We start from the raw sequence: 19,116 nt of genomic DNA on the forward strand, positions 1-19,116 counted from the left end.
GCATGCGGGTCGTACTCGCCGGAGCACACGGGTTCGGCGCCCACTACCTCAACCGGCTGCGGAAGCTGGCCGGCCAGATCGAGCTGGCGGGCGTCTGCGACGTGCGGCCGGTCTCCCCCGAAGACCTCGACGGGCTCGGCACGCCGGAGTTCTCCACCGACCTGCCCGAGCTGATCAAGCGGACCGGCGCGCAGATCGCCATCCTGGCGACCCCGATCCCGACGCACGCGGACCTGACGCTGGCGGCTCTGGCGGCCGGCGCGCACGTGCTGGTGGAGAAGCCGACGGCGGCCACGCTCGCCGACTTCGAGCGCATGGAGCAGGCCGCCGCCGAGGCCGGTCTCGCCTGCCAGGTGGGCTTCCAGAGCCTCGCGTCCGCGGCCCTGCCGGAGGTGCGCCGGCTGATCGCCGAGGACACGATCGGCCGCGTGACCGGCATCGGGGTGGCGGGGGCGTGGCCGCGGCCCGCCTCCTACTTCACCCGCAGCTCCTGGTCGGGGCGGCGCCGGCTCGACGGCGTGGACATCGTGGACGGCGCGCTGACCAACCCGTTCGCGCACGCCGTCGCCACCGCCCTCGCCGTGGCGGGCGCCGAGGAGCGCGGCGCGGTCACGTCGGTCGAGGCGGAGCTGTTCCACGCCAACGCCATCGAGTCGGACGACACTTCCGCCATCCGCGTCCACCTGGCGGACGGGCCGCCGATCGTGGCCGCCGTAACGCTCTGCGCCACCGGGCGCGACGAGCCGTACGTGGTCGTTCATGGCGAACGGGGCACGATCACGTTCACGTACACGGTGGACGAGGTCCGCGTCGGCGACGGCCCCGTGCGCCGCTTCCCCCGGGCCGACCTGCTGGAGAACCTCGCCGAGCACGTACGCTCCGGAGCCGAGCTGATCGTGCCGATCCACCGGACCGGGGCGTTCATGGAGGTTCTGGAGGCCATCAGGGTCGCGCCCGATCCGCTGCCGATCTCCCGGGACCACCAGGACCTGTCCGGTGAGGGGCCGGTGCTGCCCGGCATCGCCCAGGTGGTCGAGTCCTGCGCCGAGCGGCTGGAGCTCTTCTCCGAGCTGGGCGTGAGCTGGGCCGTGCCGCTGATGGTGGCCGACCAGGTGGTGGCCGAGTACGTCACGCGGCCCGACCTGCCGATCACCGCGGCCCCGCGGCCCTATCTCCACCCGGTCCGCACGCTGGGCGGCACGGTGGTGACCGAGCTGCAGCCCGCGGACCATCCGCACCACCTCGGCGCCGGGGTGGCCGTCACCGATGTCGGCGGGCGCAACTTCTGGGGCGGCCGAACGTTCGTCAGGGACCAGGGGCCTCAGTGGCTGGACGACCACGGGATCCAGCGGCATGTGTCGTTCACCGGGCGCGACTCCTCGGGCTTCGCCGAGACGCTGCTGTGGCAGCGGCCGGGCGAGGAGCCGGTGGTGCGTGAGGAGCGGACCGTGCGGGCCGTCCCGCTGTCGCGGGGCTGGGCGCTGGACTTCGGCTTCACGCTGCGCAACCTCACGGGCGCGCCACTGACGATCCAGAGCTCGGCCACCAAGGGCCGGACCGGGGCGGGCTATGGCGGCTTCTTCTGGCGGGCGCCGGCGGGGTCGCCGGGGTTGCGGGCGTTCACCTCGTCAGAGGACGGCGAGGAGCGGGTCCACGGCTCCCGGGCGCCCTGGCTGGCGCTGGCGGGCGAGGACTGGACGCTGGTGTTCGTCCGGGCGGGGGACGATCCGTGGTTCGTCAGGGTGGCGCAGTATCCCGGTGTGGGCACCGCGCTGGCCTGGGACACGCCGCTGGTCTTCGAGGACGAGCTGACCAGGGGCGTGTCCGTGGTCGTGGCCGACGGGCGCCTGTCCGCCGCCGAGGCGGCCGGGCTAGCCGCCGAGGTGGCGCTCTAGCCAGGTGAAGGCGTGCTCCTGCATGGGGACGTCGAAGGCGTGCGGGGCGTCGAAGAAGACCCCCTCGTAGCCGCCGTCCGGGTGGCGGCGCGCGATGGCCTCGTGCGCCGCGCGCATCCCGGCCGGCGGGAACAGCTGGTCCCGCTCGCCGTACATGACCAGGAGCGGTTCTGGCGCGCGGGCGGCGACCAGCGCCGGCCAGTCGCAGACGCGCGACAGTCCGGGCGGGTAGAACATCCAGGTGTGCCCGGCGACGTAGCCGTCCAGGAGCTCGCGGTAGGTGGAGACCATCGCGGCGACGGCGACCGCGTCGACGCCGGGGTCGAACGCGCCGAGCAGCGCCGCCCGCAGGCCGCCCCCTGACAGCCCCACGCAGCCCATCCGCCCGACGTCGGGGCGCGAGCGCAGGTAGGCCGCGGCGGCCAGGTCCTCGCCCGCCACCACGCCGGCCAGCGAGGTGCCGAGCAGGGTGCAGTACTTCTCCAGCACGTGCTCGTGGTGCCCGGCCGCGACGTCGTAGCGGTCGGCTTCGGACATGACGGGATCGTTCGCGTGGGCGAGCACGCGCTCGGGCATGTCCGCCGGGTCGAAGCGGCGGCTGCCCCAGCCGATCACGTCGGGGACGAGTACGGCGAAGCCCCGCCTGGCCAGCTCGCTCGCGTAGGCCCGGCCGCCGTAGATCTGCTCGCGCAGCCGCAGCACCTCGGGCGTGGCCGGCTCGGGGCCGTCCGCGATCTTCTCCTTGCCCGCCCACTTCATGCCCGCGTGGCAGTGCAGCGCGAGCACGCCGGGCAGCGGTCCTACCGCGTCGCGGGGCTTGAGCAGGTAGGCGTGGGTGCGCGGGCCGAACCCCACCGACCAGGAGAGCTCCTCACCGCTGAGGTCCCTCGTCGTCCAGGAGCGCTCGACCCGCACGTCTTGTACGGCGAGGTCGAGCGTCCCGATGGCCTCGCGGGCGGCCTTCCTGAGCGCGGGGCCGGGCGCGGCCTCGGGAAACAGGCCGTGCCGGCGCTCCGCGAGCTCGGCCAGACCGGAGAACGGCCCGAGGTGGCGCAGCTCAGGCATCGGTCAGCCCAGAGAACGGCCCGGGATGGCGCAGCTCACGCATCGGTCAGGCGCCGAGGAGGCGGGTGCCGTCGGCGGTCAGGCGGACGGGCGTGCCGGTGCTGGCCGAGCGAGTGGCGGCCACGCCGACCAGTACGCTGCGGATGCCGTCGCGGTAACCCGCCGGGCGCCCGAGCGGGTCGTCACCCGGGCCGCGGAAGACGTCGTCGAGCAGCAGCCGGTCGCCGCCGCCGTGACCGCCCTCTCCCTGCTCGATGGCGATCTCCTCCGGCTGCTGCCAGTGCCGGTGCAGGATGAGCTTCTCCCCGGCGCCGGCCATGTGCTCCTTGCCCGCGGCGCTCGGGTCGATCGCGGCGTGCGCCGGGGTCCAGGGCCGCTCAAGGACGTCCAGCTCGATCCGGCCCTCCGTGCCGTTGAAGACGACGCGGTAGCCCTCGTACGGGGCGTGCGCGGTGAGGGAGTACGTGAGCATGGCCCGGTTGGCGTAGCGGACCAGAACCGACATGTTGTCGTCGATCGTCACGCCCGGCCCGAAGACGTCCTGGTCGCGGATGTAGCCGTCCTCGTGCTCGGCGTCCAGGTAGAGGCGCTTGAGCCGCTCGTCGGTGGAGATGTCCAGGATGAACGGGTCGGTGCCGAGGCCGGGCGCGCCCTGGCCGCGGGCGGGACGCGGACCCCGGGGCAGGGCCTGACCGTAGAAGCGCAGGTCGGTCTGGGCGAAGACGAGCTCGGGCGCCGCCGCGAGCCACCAGTTGACCAGGTCGAAGTGGTGGGTGGACTTGTGGACCAGCAGGCTGCCGGAGTTGGCCTTGTCGCGGTGCCAGCGGCGGAAGTAGTCGGCGCCGTGGATGGTGTCCAGTGCCCAGTCGAAGTGGACGGAGGTGACGTCGCCGATCGCGCCTTCGCTGATCAGCTTCTTGACCGCCGAGTTGCGCGGTGAGTAGCGGTAGTTGAAGGTGACCACCAGTTTGCCCGGGTTGCGCTCGGCGGCGGCGGCGATGGCCTCGCAGCCTTCGGCGTCGATGGTGAGCGGCTTCTCCACGATGACATCGAGCCCCGCGTCGAGGGCGGCGACGACATAGCGGGCGTGCGTCACGTCCACCGTGGTCACCACGACCGCGTCGGCCAGCTCCAGCAGCTTGCCGAACTCGTCGGGGGCGAAGCACGGCACCTGCTGGCCGATGCGCTCGACGTAGTAGTTCATGCGCGTCTGGTTGACGTCGCAGAGGCCGACGATCGTACCGGTGTCCCGCCAGTCACCCAGCAGGGCGTCGACGTACATCTGGGCGCGATGGCCGAGTCCGACGAAGGCGTACCTGGTGCTCAACTTCTCTCCCCGAGTCGTGGAGTGGGGCTGGGGGCTGTCGCGCCCCCAGCCTGGATCAGACCTCAGCCGGCGATGGCCGCGTTGGCTTCGGTCAGGAACTTCTGCGCGCCGGCGTCCGGTGTCGTCTTGCCGAAGAGGACCTCTTCGCTGTTGCGCTTGAGGATGTCCTCCATCTGCAGCGCGCCCTTCGGCGGGGCGACGATCGGGCTCAGCTCGCCCTTGACGGCGTCGATGAAGGTCAGCGTCTTCTGGTCGACGGCCGGCAGCTTGCCCTTCACGGCGGCGAGCACCTTGGCGTTGGTCGGCAGGCCGCGGTCACTCAGCAGGATCGAGGCCGCGTCCGGGTCATTGACCAGGAAGTCGATGAACTTGCCGGCTTCCGCGGGGTGGTCGGACTTGGCGGAGGCCGTGTAGAACATCGACGGCTGCAGGAACATGCCGCCGGTGGTCGCGCCCGCGGTCTTGGGCATCCGCATCAGGGTCAGCTCCTGGCCCGACGCCTTGGACAGGGCGTTGAGCTGGTTGCTCCACCACATGCCCATCGCGCCCGCGTTGGTGGCCAGCAGCGACTGCTCGGGGCCCACGGAGATCAGTTCGGCGCTCTTGGCGGCGTCTGCGGAGCCCTTGGTCTGAATGAGCTGCTGGTGGATGCCCCACCACGCCTTGAGCGTTTCGGGCGTAACCCCGATCTTGTTGCCGTCGTAGAACTTCTCGCCGCGCTGGGCCGCGAAGATCTGCAGCCAGGCGGGGTTGTAGTTGTACTCGGCGCCGTTGACCCCGTTACCGGCCGCGGAGATCTGCTTGGCCAGGTTGATCCAGTCGTCCCAGGTCCAGGACTTGTCGTCGGGCAGCTTCTGCTTGGCCTTCTCCAGCGCCGACTTGTTGACGAGCATCGAGAAGGTGTTGACGCCGCTCGGGATGGCGTACTGCTTGCCGTCGACCTGGCCGCTGGTGAGCACCTGCTGGTCGAGGTCGGCGGTGTTGACCTTGCCCGCCAGGTCGGCCAGGGCGTTGCGGCCGGCGTACTCGCTCAGGCCGCGGATCTCGATGCTGATGACGTCGGGCGAGTCGTTGGCCGCCACCTTGGTGGCCAGCTTCTCGTAGTAGCTCTCCCAGTTGGAGAAGTCGCCTTCGACGTCGATGGTCGGGTTCTTCTCCTCGAACTTCTTGATCACCTGTTCGGTGAGCTTCTGCCGCGCGTCGCTGCCCCAGTAGGAGAAGCGGAGATGGATCTTGTCGCCGCTCGCCTTGTCGCCACTACCGCCGCCACAGCCGGCGGCTGCCGTCATGACGGCAGCCGACAGCAGGGCGACGGTCCACATCATCCTAGGCTTCACAGCTCTACCTCCTGGTGAAGAGTTGCGGGGGGGTGTTACTTCAGTCCGGTGGTAGCTACACCACGAATCAGATATTTCTGACCGGCAAGGAAGAAGCCGAAGATCGGCCCCAATGACACGATCGACATCGCGAACATGGGGCCCCACGACGACTCGCCACTGGAGTCTAGGAAGGAGCGGAGTGCAACGGCCACTGTGAGATTGTCCGAGTTTGTCAGGTAAAGGTTCTGACTGAAGAAGTCATTCCACGTCCAGATAAAAGTGAAGATGCCGGTCGTCGCGAGCGCCGGGGTGCAGAGCGGGAGAATCACCTGGAGGAAGACCCGCCAGTAGCCCGCGCCGTCGATGGCCGCGGCCTCGTCCAGCTCCCTCGGCAGGGTCCGGATGAACTGGACCATGAGGAAGATGAAGAACGCGTCCGTGGCCAGGAACTTGGGCACGATCAGCGGCCAGATCGTGTTGATCCAGTCCAGCTTGGAGAACACGATGTACTGCGGCACGACCGTCACGTGGTACGGCAGCATGATCGAGCCGAGCATGACCGCGAACCAGAGCTTCTTCAGCGGGAAGTCCAGCCGGGCGAAGGCGTAGGCGGCCAGCGAGCAGGCGACCAGATTCGCCACCACGGTCAAGCCCGTAAGGACGGCGGAGTTCCACAGGTAGTAGCCGAAGGAGTGCTTGAGCGCGGTCCAGCCCTCGCTGTAATTCTCCAGCGTGAAGCTGCTCGGCCACAGGCCAGGCTCGCGGAAGATCAGGTCCTCCGGCTTCAGCGAGCTGGACACCATCCAGAGCAGCGGATAGAGCATGACCAGGCCGAAGCCGATCAGCAGGATGTGCTTGAGGACGCGGCTGCCCCGCGGAAGCGGGCGGAACAGCAGCGGCAGCGGCTTACTTCGTGTCGCCATAGAAGACCCAATACTTCGACGCGAGGAAATTCACGCCGGTCAGGCCGGCGATGATGAGCAGGAGGACCCAGGCCATGGCGGCCGCGTAGCCCATCTCGTAGCTCTTGAAGCCCTTCAGATACAGGTAGAGCGTGTAGAAGAGCGTGGAGTCGACCGGACCACCCGTGCCGCTGCTGACGATGAACGACTGGGTGAAGGACTGGAACGACTTGATCACTTCGAGTACGAGGTTGAAGAAGATGATCGGCGTGAGCAGGGGCAGCGTGATCGAGCGGAACTGCCGCAATTTGCTCGCCCCGTCGACCGCCGCCGCCTCGTAGTAGCTCTGCGGGATCTGCCGCAGCCCCGCCAGGAAGATCACCATGGGCGCGCCGAACGTCCACACGTGCAGGAGGATCAGCGTCCCGAGCGCGGTGTCGGGGTCAGAGACCCAACCGGCGCCCTGGATGCCGAAGACGTCCAGCACGGCGTTGACCAGGCCGTCACTACCGAAGAGCTTGCGCCAGAGGATGGCGATCGCCACGCTGCCACCGAGCAGGGACGGCAGGTAGTAGATCGAGCGGTAGAACGACAGACCACGCAGCCCGCGGTCGAGCGCCAAGGCCAGGGCCAGCGCGAAGGCCAGCTGCAAGGGCACCGACACGACCACGTAGATCGTGGTCACCTTCAGCGAGGTGAGGAAGCGCGTGTCGACGGTGAAGAGCTTGTGGTAGTTGTCCCACCCGACCCACTTGGCCGCTTCAAGCAGGTTGTAGTCGGTGAACGACAGGTAGAGCGACGCCAGGATCGGGCCTATGGTGATGACGAACAGGCCGATGAACCATGGGGCGAGGAAGACGTAAGCCGTGCGGGCCTCACGCCGTTTGTGAGCGTTAACGGGTGAGGTGCGGCGACGCCCACCGGGCGGTTGCGCGCGTGGTGGCACGGTCGCAACCGCGCTGTCCGGGGTTACAGACATTCATGCACCCCTCGTATCAGGGCTTGCCCGGCTCGGCGGGATGGGATAGCGCCTTCCTATAGGTGTGCCAAAAGTTTCGTCAACCCTTTGCAGACGTTACATAGCTGTTATCGACATATCGTGATCTATGTTCTTCCAGTTCAATCAATGGTCGAGAGCAAAGGGTCGGATGAATGTTGGGTGGTTGAATACAACCGGTTGCACAGCGCCCTATAGGCACGTCACGCTGGCGAAACGTCCTACCACTTGCCTCCGAGGTCCTTCAGCGTGAAGACACCGCCCGCGCGGTCATGCAGCGGCTCGCTCAGATCGGGCTCGCCCTGCTCGGCGATCAGCGCGGCGGCCTGGCCCTCCGAGTCGTCCCGCGAGACGTACCCGATCGACCGGGCCTCCTCCAGCGACCACCAGCGGCGCGCGTTGTCGGAGACGCCCCAGACGACGTGGTAGCCGGGCGCGGTCAGCGCGGCCTCCACCAGGCGGGCGAGGTCGTCAGGGGAGATCCAGGTGGCCAGGCCGCGCGTGTCACCCGAAGCCTCGTTGCAGGTGCCCAGCCGGATCACGGTCACGTTCATGCCGAACCTGTCGTGGTAGAGGCTGCCGAGGGCCTCCATGACGACCTTGCTCACACCGTAGAAGGTGTCGGGCCGGGGGAAGGCGTAGTCGGGCAGCTCCGCGCCATCGGCCGGGCGGGTGTGGAAGCCGGCCGCGTGGTGGCTGCCCATCAGCACGAGGTGCTCGACGCCCTCCCGCCGGGCGGCCTCGAGCAGGACGTGCATGCCGTCCATGTTGGCCCGCACGATGTCGGCCCACGGATGCTCCCGGCTCTGACCGCCCAGATGGATCACCGCGTCGACGCCCTTCATCGCCTCGGCCATGGCCGCCTCGTCGGCGAGATCGGCCGTCACCATCTCCTCGCCAGGCGCGGTCTCCAACGGGTGGAGGTCGGACAGGCGCAGCGTACGCCCGTCGCGGGCGAGGCGGGGGCGGAGCAACGTACCGACCTTGCCGGCGGCGCCGGTCATGAGAATGCGCATATGGCTCATTGTTGTACACAACTCTGGTCCAAATTCACATTCCTGAATATTGACCGTGACCTACGTCACTCGTTACGTTCACACGGACAGGCTCCACGTCTGCGACAGGTGTCCATATATGTGAACGGGAGGCGGTCTGATGTCACGCCAGCTGCTCGGGGCCGCGATTGCGACGGCCCTGGCCGTAACGCTGACAGGCTGCGGCTCCGGGGGATCAAGTTCGGACGACGCGTTGGAGATCTGGATCAGGCAGGCGCCCGATTCCGACTCCGCGAAAACGGCTGTGAAACTGGCCGACGCGTTCACGAAGGCCAGCGGTATCAAAACGAAAGTCGTCGCGCTCTTCGACGACTTCGAGACGAAGCTTCAACAGCAGGCAGCTCAGAAGAAGCTACCTGACATCGTCATCAACGACACGGCCCAACTCGGCAACATGCACACGCAGGGCTGGCTGCAGGAGGTCGACAAGGCCAAGCTGGCCGGCGGCGACAAGGTGTCGGAGCAGGCATGGAAGGCCGCTCAGGGCTCCGACGGCAAGTACTACGGCACGCCGTTCTCCGCCCAGGCATTCGCCCTGATCATCCGCAAGGACTGGCGCGAGAAGGTCGGCATGGAGCCGCCCAAGACCTGGGACGACCTGGCCAAACTGGCCGCGGCCTTCACCGACAAGGACCCGGACGGCAACGGCCAGAAGGACACGGCCGGTTTCGTGATCCCCGCCGGCACCAAGCGCGGCTACGCCTCCTGGTACGCCTCCTCGCTGATCTACGCCAACGGCGGCGACTTCGTGAAGGCCAACGGCGGCGGCAAGTTCAGCCCCGTCGTGAGCGACCCCAAGACCGTGGAGGCGGTCCAGTACCTGCAGGACCAGTTCTGCAAGGCCAAGACCGTCAACCCGGGCGCGGTCAGCAACGACACGACTGTCACCCACGAGGTGTTCGAGAAGGGGCAGGGCGGCATCTACCTGGTCGGCCCGTACGTGCTCGCCAGGTTCGTCAAGAGCATCGGGACCGACAAGATCGAGGTCGTACCGGTGCCCAAGGGCCCGTCGGGCGGCCCCGGCACCCTCGGTGAGGGCGAGAACGTCTACATGATGGCCGGCTCCGACAACGTCGAGGGCCAGAAGAAGTTCGCCGAGTTCGCGGTCTCCCCCGACGGCCAGCGCATCGGCATGAACAAGGACGCCAACGGCGCCATCGTCCGCCTGCCGGTCAACTCCCAGGTCGACATGGCCGCCGAACGCCAGGATCCGCGCTGGAAGGTGTTCCAGGAGGCCTACGCCAACGCGGTCTACGCACCGCCGGTGCCGAACTGGGCGCCGATCCGCCAGGACTCCGCCGACTCCATCAACACGGTGTGGGCCGACTGCTCAGCCAACGTCAAGACGGCGATGGACACCCTGAGCACCAAGCTCACCCAGGAACTGCAGACCCAGAAAGCATCATGACCCCCACGCTCACCCAGGCGCGGAGCCGCACGGAGACCCCCCGCCGCCGTCCCAAGCGGATGCGGCGGCGGGGGACCCTCCTCGCGTGGGCGTTCCTGTCGCCGGCCTTGCTGCTGTTCCTGTTCTTCAAGTTCATCCCCATGTTCGAGGGCCTGCGGATGAGCTTCTTCGAGGTCCGCTACGTCGGTGATCGATGGGTGGGTTTCGCCAACTACGCCACGATCATGACCGACGACGCCTTCGTCTCGGCCATCTGGCACAGCATCGTGCTGGCCCTGGGCACGACCGCGGGCTCGCTCGTCCTCGGCCTGCTGTTCGCACTGCTCATCGAGGGTCCGGCACGCTACCTGTGGTTCATCAGGACCGCGGCGTTCCTGCCGGTGGTGACCACGATGGCGGCGGTGGCCGAAGTCTGGCGGATCATGTACCACCCCGCCGACAGTGGCATGATCAACACCATTCTCGGCTGGATCTCGCTGGATCCGCAGCCCTTCCTGGCCAGCGAGCACTCCTCGCTGCTGTCGATCATGGGCATGAGCATCTGGCGCGGCACGCCGTACGACATGATGATCTTCCTGGCCGGGCTGGTCGGCGTGGACCGCACGCTGTACGAGGCCGCCGCCGTCGACGGCGCCACCACCTGGCACCGGCTGCGGCACATCACGCTGCCCGCGCTGCGCCCGGTGTTCTGGATCCTGTTCACCCTCGCCGCCATCCGCGGCATACGCGTCTTCGTCGAGGTGTACGTGCTGACGAACGGCGGGCCGAACGGATCGACCGAAGTGCTGATGACGTTGATCTACAAGCTCGGGTTCCAGAAGGGTGACCTGGGCACCGCGTCGGCCGGCGGGATCGTGCTGTTCGCGGTGACCCTGCTGCTCACGGTGCTGACCCAGGTCATGCGCAGGAGGCAGAACGCATGATGAGATTCGACAGCGCTCTCGGCCTGGAGTCCAGGCGGGGCCCTCTCGCCACGACCCTCAAGGTGCTGGTCTACGCCTTCATGGTGATCATCTTCACCGGGCCGCTGGTCGGGCTGCTGGTCAGCGCCTTCAGCAAGACGCTCGACCCGACCAGATTCTCGCTCTGGCCCGACGACTTCACCCTGGAGAACTTCGTCCAGGCCGGCAACAAGAACGTCTACCACTACCTGTTCAACTCGTTCGTGGTGGTCGGGTTCGGGCTGCTGCTCCAGATGCTCGTCAGCGTCTTCGCCGCCTACGCGCTCGCCCGCAAGAGGTTCAGGGGCATGGCGTTCGTGATGCTGATCATGCTGGCGACGATGATGCTGCCCGAGGAGATCATCGCGATCCCGCTCTCGCTGGTGCTCGCCGACATGCCCATCATCCACGCCGATCTCATCGGCACGTACGCGGGCATGATCCTTCCGGTGGGCGCCTGGGGCTTCTCCATCCTGGTCATGACCGAGTTCATGAAGGAAGTGCCGGTCGAACTGGAGGAGGCCGCGCGCATCGACGGCGCGGGCGAACTGCGCATCTTCTTCGGCATCATCCTGCCGCTGTGTCGGCCCGCGCTCGGCGTCATCGGCGTCTTCGGCTTCACCATGATCTGGGATCAGTATCTGCTCCCGCTGATCGTGGCGCCCGAGTCCAGCATGTGGACCCTGCCCATCGCGCTGCGCTCCCTGCGCTCCGACGAGGAGGTCGGCATCGGCGTACTGCTCGCGGCATCACTGCTCGCGCTGCTGCCGTCGATCATCGCTTTCTTGGCTTTCCAACGGCAGTTCATGCGCGGCCTGACCAGCGGCGCCATCAAGGGTTAGGCGTCCATGTACCTGTCCATGTATCTGGATGGAATCCCATATGCTGACACTCTGAAGCCTCTGTCAAGATGGGATGAGTATGGAGCCCCAGCTAGTCAAGTCCGCCGAGCGGACGGTCCGCATCCTCGAGACTCTGGCCGCCTCCCACGAGACCCTGACACTGTCGGAGCTCCAGCAGCACACGGGCTTTCCACGCAGCTCCCTGCACGCCCTGATGCGCACCCTGGTCGAGCTGAACTGGGTCGAGACCGACTCCGCAAGATCGGCCTTCGGCATCGGGCCGCACGCCCTGCTGACCGGCACCGCGTACCTCGACAAGGACCCCGCCCTGCCCCTGGCCCAGGAGACGCTGGAGGACCTGCGCGCGGAGACCGGCCAGACCGCACATTTCGCCCGCCGCGACGAGGCACACGTCCTCTACCTGGCGACCAGGGAGTCGCGGGAGGCACACCACGTGATCCCCAGGGTGGGCCGGCGGCTGCCCGCCCACGTCACGGCGCTCGGCCAGGTGCTGCTCGCCCAGCTCACCGACGACGAGGTGGCGGCCCTGCTGCCGGACCCGCTGACGGCGATCACCGAGCACACCTTCACCGATCCGGCCAAGCTGATCGGGGAGCTCGACCAGGTACGCACCCGGGGCTGGGCCTACGAACGCGAACAGGGCACCCCGGGCGTGGCCTGCGTGGCGGTGGCGGTCGACTATCGGATCCCGGCCACGGACGCGATCAGCTGCTCGATGCCGGCGGGCCTGGAACCGGCCGAGATCGAGAAGGTCACGGACGCGGTGACCAGACACACGCGGAAGCTGGCTGCCACGCTTCGCCGGGAGGGCATCCGCTGATCGGCTTCGGGTCATCCGCTTCCGCTGATCCGTATCCGCTCCCCCGCTCGTCCACTGCCGCTCCGAGCTCAGCCACTTCAGCTTCGCGCTCACCCGCATGCGCTGATCCGCATCCCCTTCCCCGCGTGTCCGCTTCAGTTTCGGGCCCACCTGGATCCGCTGACCCACGTCCACGCCCCTGCGCATCCGCATCTGCTTGGCCCCCAGCCGGATTCACTGATCCGCATCCACCCACCCGCACATCTGCTCGCCCGCACATCCGCTTCGGGCTCACACGCGCATCCGCTTCGGGCTCGCCCGCACATCCGCTTCGGGCTCATCGGCTTCCGCTTATCCGCTCATCCGCTAGGAAGGATTGTTGATGCGGCTAGATGGTGTTCTCTTCTTTCCCGTGACCCCTTATGGCGCTGACGGCGACATAGCCGAGCAGACGATGGCCGAGCACGTCGCCAATGGGGTCGCCGCCGGAGCCGGAGGAGTGTTCACCGCGTGCGGCACAGGCGAGTTCAACGCGCTCGACGTCGCCGACTACACCAAGGTCGTGGCCACGTCGGTGCGGGCCACAGGCGGCCGGGTCCCGGTCTTCTCGGGCGCGGGCGGCCCGCTGCCCACTGCCAAGGCGTTCGCCCGCGCGGCGGCGGACAACGGAGCCGACGGCCTGCTGCTGATGCCCCCCTACCTGGTGACCGCTCCCCCGGACGGCCTGGTCCGCTACGTGCGTGAGGTGGCTTCAGCCGGCGGGCTGCCCGTCATCATCTATCACCGCGCCACCGCCCGCTTCTCCCCCTCAGCGGTGGCCGAGCTGGCCCAACTGCCCGAGATCATCGGCTTCAAGGACGGACTCGGCGACTTCGACCTGCTCCAGCGCATCATCCTGACCGTACGGCGGTCTACGGACCGGGAGTTCACTTTCTTCAACGGCCTGCCCACCGCCGAACTGACCGTCCCCGCCTACCGAGGGCTGGGCGTGACGCTGTACTCCAGCGCCGTCTTCGCCTTCGCACCGGAGATCGCACTGGCCTTCCACAAGGCGGTGAGCGGGGACGACGAGGTACTGGTGCAACGACTGCTCACCGACTTCTACCTGCCGCTGGTGGAGCTACGGGACCGGGTACCGGGATACGCGGTCTCGCTGGTCAAGGCAGGGGTCCGGTTGCGTGGGTTGGCGGTCGGTGGCGTACGGGCTCCCCTGGTCGACCCCTCTGCGGAGGATTTGCGGGAGCTGGAGCGCATCCTGGCCATCGGCTTGGAGATCGCCGGGGCCTGACCGGTCTTTATGAAGGCTTTTCAAGAGTCGCGGCGCTTCCCCCAGCCCCGCGACCGGTCCTGACCTCCACCTCCACCGGCTGCCTTCACCCACCCCACAACCGATCCAGGCCTTCGCCTCACCCCACAACCGATCCAAGCCTTCGCCTCACCCTCCAACCGATCCGCCCCTCCCACCCCCTGCCTTCACCCGCCCCGCGACCAACCAGACCGTCGGCAGCGTGCTACGCCACCACCAGGGGGCGGGCTACGCCTCCATCGGCGATCGGCTTCCCCCACGGTGACCTCGGCGTCGCCGCCGTCTCGAAGCCGTCCCCCGACTGGCTCGACGCGGGCCAGCCGCCCCCGACCGTCCCGCCCACTGACGGACGTGCGCGCCAGCGACCTGCACCCACCGAGCGAACGTGCGCGCCGGCGACCTGCACCACCGATGGGACGGACGCGTTGACTGGCCGGCGGAATGATGGGACGACGGACAGCGGGACAGCGACGGACCCGCGAAAGCACACGTCATCAGCGGCGGCTACGACCCTCTCGCGACGCCGGCGAGCACCTCGCCATTCCCTCCCTGCCTGAGGCGTTCGACGTGCTCGTCCACCTGCACCGCGTGTCTCCGGCGCGGCCGCTACCCCGCAAAGCGCGTTCGCGCACCTCCTGCCGGATGCATCGAGAGGTCGCTCAACCGGTAAGGCAGACACCTTCTAAAAAAATATAGATTGGTGATAGTGTCCTGGCTTCCGGATGAAAGGAAGACGATGATCGTGATGGAGCAGGCGGCCCAGACAATGCGGGCACTGGCCCTTGATGAGGACCTCAAGGACCGAGTCGCCGCAGATCCCGCACTGCGCGAGCTGGCCTGGCGGGTGGCCGAACGGTACGTCGGCGGCCAGACAGTCGGCGAGGCGCTCGCCCGGGCCGCCCTGCTCAACGCGGAGGGCAGCGCCGTCACCCTTGACTACATGGGCGAGAGCTGCCGCGACGCCGACCTGGCCACGGCCGAGACCGAGGTGTTCCTGGACCTGTCACGGCAGGCCGCAGCGCGCGGGGTGAACTGCTCGGTATCCCTCGACCTGTCCCACATCGGCTCCGTGGTGGACCGCGAGCTGGGGTTGGCCAACGCCACCCGGCTGGCCGAGGCCACCGCCGCCGCGGGCCAGGAGATGATGATCTCGATGGAGGGAACCGATCGTACGGACCTCATCCTGTGGACTCACGAACGCCTCTGCGGGCGTTTCGACCATGTCGGCGTCACCATCCAGGCCCGCCTGCACCGCACTGACGAGGACCTGCCCCGCCTGCTGACGCGACCCGGCCGCATCCGCCTGGTGAAGGGCGCCTACCTCGAACCCGAGTCCATCGCCCACCACCGCGACAGCCGCGAGCTGCCGGCGGTCTACCTCGCGTACGCGACCCGCCTGCTGGACAGCGGCCACCTCTGCTCGATCGCCACCCACGACCTCGACCTCCTCGACGAACTGCAGCCGCACATGCGGCAGGACTCCGGCGCCTACGAGGTCGAGATGCTGCTGGGACTCGGCATCGATCAGCTGCGGACGATGCGGGATCGCGGGCATCCGGTCAGGGAGTACGTTGTGTTCGGCACCCAGTGGTGGCTGTACGTCTGCAACCGCATCGCCGAGAACCCGGCCCGCCTGTTCCAGGCTCTGGTAGACGCCACCCAGCGCACATAGACCCTTACCGGAGCAGGGAATGCCAGCCTGGCCCGCACACCGGCCGGGCCCACCTCGGCTACGACCGCGCCCTCGCCCACCTCGGACCACTGACGACGACAATTTCGCCCGCCCGGGCTCCCTATCGCCACTGGCCGTTCACTTGCTGCTCAACCCCTCACATCACCAGACAGCAACACACGCCGCTTACCCCGCCACCAACCCACACCCCCGCCACGCCACCAAGCAGCAACAAGCCGCGCCCCTCTACCCCAACGCCAAAGCCCATCTTCCCCACATCACGAGACAGCAAGACGCGCCCTCCCACCCCAACACCAGGGCGCGTCTCTGCCGCATCCCATCCCTAACTAACGCCCCAGCGCGCCATCCACCCGTCGCGGGACACCCAGCGGGTTGTCGTCCCTGAGCTCCTCCGGAAGCAGCTCACCGGGCCAGTCCTGGTACGCCGTCGGCACCAGCCACCGGTCGATGGCCGTCGCGCCGACCGACGTGTGCGCTGCCGACGTCGAAGCCGGCCACGGACCGCCGTGATGCATCGCCCAGCACACCGCCACCCCGGTGGGCCACCCGTTCCAGATCAGCCGCCCGGCCTTACGCCCGAGCACCTCGGCGACCTCACCGGCCTCGCTGGGGTCGGTGGCATGCACGGTGGCCGTCAGCGACCCTTCCAGCCGCTCCAGCACGGCCCGCAGGTCCGAAATTTCGCGATAAGTCACGACGATCGACGCCGGACCGAAGCACTCTTCGTTGATGCCCGGCAACTTCGCCGCGAACGAGTCGAGATCCGTGGTGAACACCGTGGGCGTGACGGCCAAGCTACCCTCTCCCGCCTTGCCCTCGGCCAGCACCGGCAGCTCACCAAGCCGCTGCAGCCCGCCCAGGTAGCCGTCCCTGATCCGCTCACCCAGCATCGGCCCGCCGGTGGTCCCCTCCACGGCCGCGGCCAGCGCCTTGCGCAGCTCATCGTCCTCGGGCACGAACATCAGCCCGGGATTCGTACAGAACTGCCCGACCCCCATAGTCAACGATGTAGCGAACCCGGTGGCCACCTCCGCCATGGGCGCGGACGGCAGTACGACGACCGGGTTGACGCTGCCCAGCTCCCCGAAGAACGGGATCGGCACCTCTCGCTGGTCGATCAGCCCCTGGATCGCCTTGCCGCCCGGGACCGACCCGGTGAACCCGGCCGCGACCACGCCCGGGTGCTGTACCAGGTCGGCGCCCGCCTGCATGCCCTGCACCAGTCCCAGCAGGTCGGGGTACGGCAGGGCCTTGCGGACGATGCGAGCGACCTGCTCGGAGGTGTTGGGGTGGCCCGGATGCGCCTTCACCACGACCGCGCAACCGGCGGCCAGCGCCGATGCGGTGTCGCCACCCGCCACGGAGAACGCGAACGGGAAGTTGCTCGCCGCGAACACCGCGACCACGCCGGCCAGCGGCTGCTTCATCCGGCGTACGTCGGGCCTGGGCGGAGTTGCCGAGGGGTCGGCGTGGTCGACGATGGCGTCGAGGTAGCCACCATCTCTGATCACCTGGGCGAACAGCCGGAACTGGCCGGCCGTACGAGCGACCTCGCCGCGCAGTCGTACCTCTCCCAGCGCGGTCTCACTGTCGGCGATCTGCCACAGCTCGTCCACCTTCGCGGTGAGAGCGTCGGCGACGGCCTCCAGTGCTTCGGCCCGCTCGGCGGCGGGAGTCGCCCGCCAGGCCGCACCTGCGGCGGCCGCGGCGGAAACAACCATGTCGACCCCGGCGCGGTCGGTTTCAGGCAGGGCGCTGCCCACGGTCTCGCCGGTCCTGGGGTTGTGTCCGTAGATCATCGAATGGCCCTTCGGAGTCTTGACACTTCTTCATATTGATTCTTACAGTTGCGACAACCTGTCCACAAACCTGGCACTTGTTCACATATATGGACGGCGGTCATATGATCATCAGGCAGATCCACGTCACCCCCGTAGCTTTCAAGGATCCGCCACTGTTGAACGCCGCCGGCGTACACGAACCCTGGGCGCTGCGGACGATCGTCGAGGTGGTCACCGACGAGGGGCTGAGCGGCCTCGGCGAGACGTACGGTGACCTGGGGCACCTCACCAAGGTACGCGAATGCGCCGAGGCACTGGTCGGCGTGGATGTGCATGCCACGAACGAGATGTATGTCAGGATCAGCGCGCTCGTCGGCGATGTAGTGACCGATATGCACGGCTTGACCGGGGTCGCGACCCAGGAGAAGAGCATCGATCGGGTGTTCGCGGCCTTCGAGGTGGCTTGTCTGGACATTCGCGGCAAGGCAGCCGGCGTGCCGGTCGTCGATCTGCTGGGCGGCCGGGTACGCGACGCTGTGCCGTACAGCGCCTATCTCTTCTACAAGTGGGCGGGGCATCCGGGCGGCGAGCCCGACAGGTTCGGCGCGGCGCTCGACCCGGCGGGGCTGGTCGAGCAGGCATCGATGCTGATCAAGGAGTACGGTTTCGCGTCGATCAAGCTCAAAGGCGGCGTGTTCGCACCTCAGGAAGAAGTCGAGGCGATCATAGCCCTGCGGGAGGCCTTCCCGGGCGTGCCTCTCCGTCTGGACCCGAACGCTGCTTGGACCGTCGAGACCTCGATCCAGGTAGGCCAGGCGCTCGAAGGCAGCCTGCAGTATCTGGAGGACCCCACGCCCGGAATCCCCGGAATGTCGAAGGTCGCCGGCGAAGTCCCGATGCCGCTGGCCACGAACATGTGCGTGGTGACGCCCGAGCACCTTCCGCCCGCCATCGCCACCCAGGCAATCGGAGTGCTGCTGCTCGACCACCATTACTGGGGCGGACTCGTACGTTCCTCGCATATCGCCGCACTGTGTGACACGTTCGGGCTGGAGCTGTCCATGCACTCCAACTCGCACCTTGGGATCAGCCTGGCCGCGATGACCCACCTGGCCGCCGCCACGCCGAACCTCACCCACGCCTGCGACACCCACACGCCATGGCAGAACGGGCAGGACGTAGTCGCACCGGGCGCATTGCGGTTCGTGGACGGCGCCGTACCCGTGCCGGACGGGCCCGGTCTCGGCATCGAACTGGACCGTGACGCCCTGGCCATGATGCATGAGCAATATCTCGCGTGCGGAATCACCGAGCGCGACGACACCACCTATATGCAGCGCTTCGAGCCTGCTTTCTCTGCGAGGAGACCGCGCTGGTGAACGTGGCCTACGCCTACCCCTGGGACATCGTCGGTGACCCGTCGGCCCCTTCGCGCCTCGCGGAGCTGGGCGTCGAGGCCGTCGCGTTGGCGGCCAGCTATCACTCCACCCGTGCGGCAACGCCGTATCACCCCGCCCACCGAGTGCTGGATGTCCCACAATCGGCTTTCTACCTGCCAGTTCGGCCCTCCTCCTGGGGGCGCCTGACACCGGCCTCCCCAACCTGGACACCCACGGACGCCTACCTGCAAGCCCGGGACGCCCTGAAGGCCGTCGGACTTCAGGTACACGCATGGACGGTGTTGACACACAACTCCTTCCTGGGCGGTCTGCACCCTGAACTGGTAGTACGTAACGCATTCGGTGATCCCTATCCATATGCGCTG

15 protein-coding genes are annotated in these 19,116 nt (G+C 67.9%); 8 read left to right on the forward strand and 7 right to left on the reverse strand.

The features are described 5' to 3' along the window. Positions 1-2: 2 nt before the first annotated feature. Positions 3-1,895, forward strand: a complete 1,893-nt coding sequence (locus tag AB0B64_RS03960; RefSeq protein ID WP_357946913.1) for a DUF6807 family protein — start codon at positions 3-5, stop codon at positions 1,893-1,895. Here the strand turns inward: AB0B64_RS03960 and AB0B64_RS03965 are convergent. The 6 genes from AB0B64_RS03965 to AB0B64_RS03990 form a co-directional block, all read right to left on the reverse strand. Continuing rightward, positions 1,872-2,960, reverse strand: a complete 1,089-nt coding sequence (locus AB0B64_RS03965) for a dienelactone hydrolase family protein (protein WP_357946910.1) — start codon at positions 2,958-2,960, stop codon at positions 1,872-1,874. The genes AB0B64_RS03960 and AB0B64_RS03965 overlap by 24 nt on opposite strands. A gap of 46 nt (positions 2,961-3,006) precedes the next feature. Then, positions 3,007-4,287, reverse strand: a complete 1,281-nt coding sequence (locus AB0B64_RS03970; RefSeq protein WP_357946907.1) for a Gfo/Idh/MocA family oxidoreductase — start codon at positions 4,285-4,287, stop codon at positions 3,007-3,009. Between the two features lie 62 nt (positions 4,288-4,349). Then, positions 4,350-5,624, reverse strand: a complete 1,275-nt coding sequence (locus tag AB0B64_RS03975; RefSeq protein ID WP_357946904.1) for an extracellular solute-binding protein — start codon at positions 5,622-5,624, stop codon at positions 4,350-4,352. Positions 5,625-5,659: 35 nt separating this feature from the next. Then, entirely contained in the window at positions 5,660-6,529 is an 870-nt protein-coding gene (locus AB0B64_RS03980; protein ID WP_358174457.1) for a carbohydrate ABC transporter permease, read from the reverse strand. Next, the gene (locus tag AB0B64_RS03985) at positions 6,513-7,487 is read right to left on the reverse strand and encodes a sugar ABC transporter permease (protein WP_357946899.1); all 975 of its coding nucleotides are present in this window, start codon (positions 7,485-7,487) and stop codon (positions 6,513-6,515) included. Before AB0B64_RS03985 ends, AB0B64_RS03980 begins: the two co-directional genes overlap by 17 nt. A 239-nt stretch (positions 7,488-7,726) precedes the next feature. Further along, positions 7,727-8,521, reverse strand: a complete 795-nt coding sequence (locus tag AB0B64_RS03990) for an NAD(P)-dependent oxidoreductase (protein ID WP_357946896.1) — start codon at positions 8,519-8,521, stop codon at positions 7,727-7,729. A 139-nt stretch (positions 8,522-8,660) separates the two neighbouring features. On the opposite strand from AB0B64_RS03990, the gene AB0B64_RS03995 reads away from it, so the two are divergent. The 6 genes from AB0B64_RS03995 (at position 8,661) to AB0B64_RS04020 (ending at position 15,549) form a co-directional block, all read left to right on the forward strand. Further along, the gene (locus AB0B64_RS03995) at positions 8,661-9,968 is read left to right on the forward strand and encodes a sugar ABC transporter substrate-binding protein (protein ID WP_357946893.1); all 1,308 of its coding nucleotides are present in this window, start codon (positions 8,661-8,663) and stop codon (positions 9,966-9,968) included. Then, on the forward strand, positions 9,965-10,891 hold the full coding sequence (locus AB0B64_RS04000) for a sugar ABC transporter permease (protein ID WP_358174460.1): 927 nt from the start codon (positions 9,965-9,967) through the stop codon (positions 10,889-10,891). The genes AB0B64_RS03995 and AB0B64_RS04000 overlap by 4 nt, the downstream gene beginning before the upstream one ends. Next, positions 10,888-11,751, forward strand: a complete 864-nt coding sequence (locus tag AB0B64_RS04005) for a carbohydrate ABC transporter permease (protein ID WP_358174463.1) — start codon at positions 10,888-10,890, stop codon at positions 11,749-11,751. Before AB0B64_RS04000 ends, AB0B64_RS04005 begins: the two co-directional genes overlap by 4 nt. A 79-nt stretch (positions 11,752-11,830) precedes the next feature. After that, the gene (locus tag AB0B64_RS04010) at positions 11,831-12,592 is read left to right on the forward strand and encodes an IclR family transcriptional regulator (protein WP_357946885.1); all 762 of its coding nucleotides are present in this window, start codon (positions 11,831-11,833) and stop codon (positions 12,590-12,592) included. A gap of 361 nt (positions 12,593-12,953) precedes the next feature. After that, on the forward strand, positions 12,954-13,859 hold the full coding sequence (locus tag AB0B64_RS04015) for a 5-dehydro-4-deoxyglucarate dehydratase (protein WP_357946882.1): 906 nt from the start codon (positions 12,954-12,956) through the stop codon (positions 13,857-13,859). A 754-nt stretch (positions 13,860-14,613) separates the two neighbouring features. Continuing rightward, positions 14,614-15,549: a proline dehydrogenase family protein gene (locus tag AB0B64_RS04020; RefSeq protein ID WP_357946879.1), complete on the forward strand. Its 936-nt coding sequence runs from the start codon at positions 14,614-14,616 to the stop codon at positions 15,547-15,549. A 347-nt stretch (positions 15,550-15,896) separates the two neighbouring features. Here the strand turns inward: AB0B64_RS04020 and AB0B64_RS04025 are convergent, their stop codons facing one another. Next, a complete protein-coding gene (locus AB0B64_RS04025; protein WP_357946876.1) occupies positions 15,897-17,369 on the reverse strand; it encodes an aldehyde dehydrogenase (NADP(+)) in 1,473 nt (490 codons plus the stop codon). A gap of 104 nt (positions 17,370-17,473) precedes the next feature. On the opposite strand from AB0B64_RS04025, the gene AB0B64_RS04030 reads away from it, so the two are divergent. Further along, on the forward strand, positions 17,474-18,730 hold the full coding sequence (locus tag AB0B64_RS04030; protein WP_357946874.1) for a glucarate dehydratase family protein: 1,257 nt from the start codon (positions 17,474-17,476) through the stop codon (positions 18,728-18,730). Positions 18,731-19,116 lie beyond the last annotated feature (386 nt).

This window comes from Nonomuraea sp. NPDC049129 (genome assembly GCF_040648495.1).
In the GTDB taxonomy this organism is placed as follows: domain Bacteria; phylum Actinomycetota; class Actinomycetes; order Streptosporangiales; family Streptosporangiaceae; genus Nonomuraea.

Bases quoted from the DNA above. Each gene is read 5' to 3' on its own strand.
- AB0B64_RS03960 (WP_357946913.1), top strand. From the start codon at position 3: ATGCGGGTCGTACTCGCCGGAGCACACGGGTTCGGCGCCCACTACCTC.
- AB0B64_RS03965 (WP_357946910.1), bottom strand. From the start codon at position 2,960: ATGCCTGAGCTGCGCCACCTCGGGCCGTTCTCCGGTCTGGCCGAGCTC.
- AB0B64_RS03980 (WP_358174457.1), bottom strand. From the start codon at position 6,529: ATGGCGACACGAAGTAAGCCGCTGCCGCTGCTGTTCCGCCCGCTTCCG.
- AB0B64_RS03985 (WP_357946899.1), bottom strand. From the start codon at position 7,487: ATGTCTGTAACCCCGGACAGCGCGGTTGCGACCGTGCCACCACGCGCG.
- AB0B64_RS03990 (WP_357946896.1), bottom strand. From the start codon at position 8,521: ATGCGCATTCTCATGACCGGCGCCGCCGGCAAGGTCGGTACGTTGCTC.
- AB0B64_RS03995 (WP_357946893.1), top strand. From the start codon at position 8,661: ATGTCACGCCAGCTGCTCGGGGCCGCGATTGCGACGGCCCTGGCCGTA.
- AB0B64_RS04000 (WP_358174460.1), top strand. From the start codon at position 9,965: ATGACCCCCACGCTCACCCAGGCGCGGAGCCGCACGGAGACCCCCCGC.
- AB0B64_RS04005 (WP_358174463.1), top strand. From the start codon at position 10,888: ATGATGAGATTCGACAGCGCTCTCGGCCTGGAGTCCAGGCGGGGCCCT.
- AB0B64_RS04010 (WP_357946885.1), top strand. From the start codon at position 11,831: ATGGAGCCCCAGCTAGTCAAGTCCGCCGAGCGGACGGTCCGCATCCTC.
- AB0B64_RS04015 (WP_357946882.1), top strand. From the start codon at position 12,954: ATGCGGCTAGATGGTGTTCTCTTCTTTCCCGTGACCCCTTATGGCGCT.
- AB0B64_RS04020 (WP_357946879.1), top strand. From the start codon at position 14,614: ATGATCGTGATGGAGCAGGCGGCCCAGACAATGCGGGCACTGGCCCTT.
- AB0B64_RS04025 (WP_357946876.1), bottom strand. From the start codon at position 17,369: ATGATCTACGGACACAACCCCAGGACCGGCGAGACCGTGGGCAGCGCC.
- AB0B64_RS04030 (WP_357946874.1), top strand. From the start codon at position 17,474: ATGATCATCAGGCAGATCCACGTCACCCCCGTAGCTTTCAAGGATCCG.